This is a genomic window from Mycobacterium sp., assembly GCF_035653355.1.
GTDB lineage: Bacteria > Actinomycetota > Actinomycetes > Mycobacteriales > Mycobacteriaceae > Mycobacterium.
Genome location: NZ_DASRBZ010000143.1, coordinates 1 through 2,104, shown reverse-complemented (window position 1 = coordinate 2,104; position 2,104 = coordinate 1). Strand labels below are relative to the sequence as shown.

Annotated in this window: 2 protein-coding genes; both read right to left on the bottom strand. The window is 64.4% G+C overall.

Features of this window, described 5'->3' with window-relative positions; genetic code table 11:
* Positions 1–674 (bottom strand): prepilin-type N-terminal cleavage/methylation domain-containing protein (locus VFA16_RS04625; RefSeq protein ID WP_324966679.1); only part of this gene is annotated, 674 nt, incomplete at its 3' end.
* 2 nt (positions 675–676) lie between these two features.
* A partial coding sequence (locus tag VFA16_RS04620; protein ID WP_324966678.1) for a prepilin-type N-terminal cleavage/methylation domain-containing protein occupies positions 677–2,104 on the bottom strand: 1,428 nt, incomplete at its 5' end.

Genomic DNA, 2,104 nt, shown 5'->3' with positions numbered 1-2,104 from the left:
GTCTGGGACGTGCTGTCCCACCAACCGATGGCGCTGATGTCCACGTGGTAGCTCTCCAGCGGCGAGGTCGGGACAGCTGTGCCAGGAGTAACGGCAAAAGTGTCGGTGGACGTGGCTGTATACCCCTGGGCGTCGGTGACGGTGATCGGCGCAGACACAGCCCCGGCCGGTACCGGGAATGTCACGGCGACATTTCCGTTGGTGTCGCTGGCGGCCCCAACGACGGAAGCGGCAGGGACGCTTGTAGTTCCCATCGTCACCACCAGCGACGACGACGCCGCGAATCCAGTGCCGAACACTGTCACGGCTGTACCGACTGGCCCGTAGGTCGGCGTCGGCGAACCGAGGATGGTATAGGTCGCAGGATTCGAAGGTGGTCCGCCCGCGGATGCCGGTCCCACAATGGCGCAGTCCCGGAACTCCGACGACACCGGCTTGTACTGGATGTCGTATTTGGCGCTTTCGGCGAAGCTTTTCAGGACCCCATCGAGCGTGACCAGGATGCGGTGCCGACCTGAGGCGGATGCCGACTCGACGAGCACCCCGAGGACTGCCGATGCGGTGATCGCAATGATCACGATTGCGATCAGAATCTCGATGAGAGTGTCGCCCGCCTCGCTTCGTCGCTGCTCCCTGGCCGCTGGCGAGTGACTGCCCTCCCTTCGCAACGGCACCACTAGCCGATCGTGTCGGTGCCGTTGCCGGAGCACCCGATGCTCTCAGCCACCACGGACCCGACAGTGAAAGTCCCGCTGCCGGAAGAACCGACCTGCGCTGTCGGGGCATAGATCGCTCCGCTGAAGATGTTGCCATTCCCGTTGCCCGCCAGGGAGAGCGGATTGGTGTCGGATGCCGCCTGCCAGATCCCGAGGTCGGGAGCTGTGGGGGCATATGGTCCGGGTGTCAACGGCGAGAGGGTGACGTTTGCCTGACCCGTGATGGAGACCGATCCTCCCGAGATGTAGAGCAGTACTCCGCCCGGTGCACTCGAGAGCGTTGCTTGGCCGCTGACGTTCAGACCGTTCTCGAGGATATAGGTGCCGCTGGCCAGGACCGTCGTACCACCAGAGAAACTGAGCGTGCTCGAGTAGACGAAGGTATTGGGATCGCCCGCCATTGGTGGTGTCAAGCCAGAATATGGGTCGGGTTGCGGGCTGAGGTATGTCGGAGGGTTCGGACTGAATGCGCCTCCGGTGATGGCAGTCGAGGTGTTCGGGGGGGGAATGGCTGAATATATCTGCGACGCCGTAAAGGTGCCGTTGTTCAACTGGCTGGGCGTGGTCGAGTCGAGAAACGCGGCGCCGTTGACGTGCAGACTCGACGGACTGCCACTGCAATCCACAGGGGGCGGGGCACCGGCGCACGAACGCAGTTGTGGATTGCAACCCAGAAGGAACAACGGTGGTGGTGCCGGGTTCCCGCCCGGCGGCCCTCCCAAACTCTGAGAATTGGACAACCTTGGTGTGGCCAGCAGGTCGAAATGGAAGGTGCTCGAGGCCTCCAGTGCGCCGAGGGTGACCGATGATATCGGCGGCTGGCCGACGCCCCCGGTCCCGGCGGACGGCACCCAGTTCTGGCTGGCTGCCGTGGCGTCTGCTGTTGGCGCGACGGTGACTTGGATTCCCGCAGCGGAGGACAAGCCGCGGGCCACCGTCGCCGTGCTCAGCAGGGTAGTTACGCTTCCCGAGACGCTGCAGAACTGGCGGACGAGCGAATTCGCGGCGGTCTCCTCGTAGGACACGACGGTCGTACCCCAAGCGAGACCGAGTTCGAAGTTCATTCCGCTGCCAGTGCCGCATGGTGCCGGCGTGGCCGACGGGGTCGGGGTGGTGGTGACGAAGGCGGCGCTCTCGACGTCGCGGACGTAAATCGCGGAGGTGAGGTTGGCGTTTGCTGAATCGAAGAGCCGGTTGGTGACGGTACTCTGGGTCTCGAGGCTCGTAGTGATGGCCGTGCCGATTGCGGCCACGATGACCGTCAAGAGGGCGACGCTGATGACCAGCTCGAGCAGCGTAAAGCCGCTCTCCCCCAGGTCGTGGCGGGACGGCCGGGGATGGCGCAGGGCGCCGGTCGAGGATTGTCGTTTCGGCACGTTGCCTCTCGT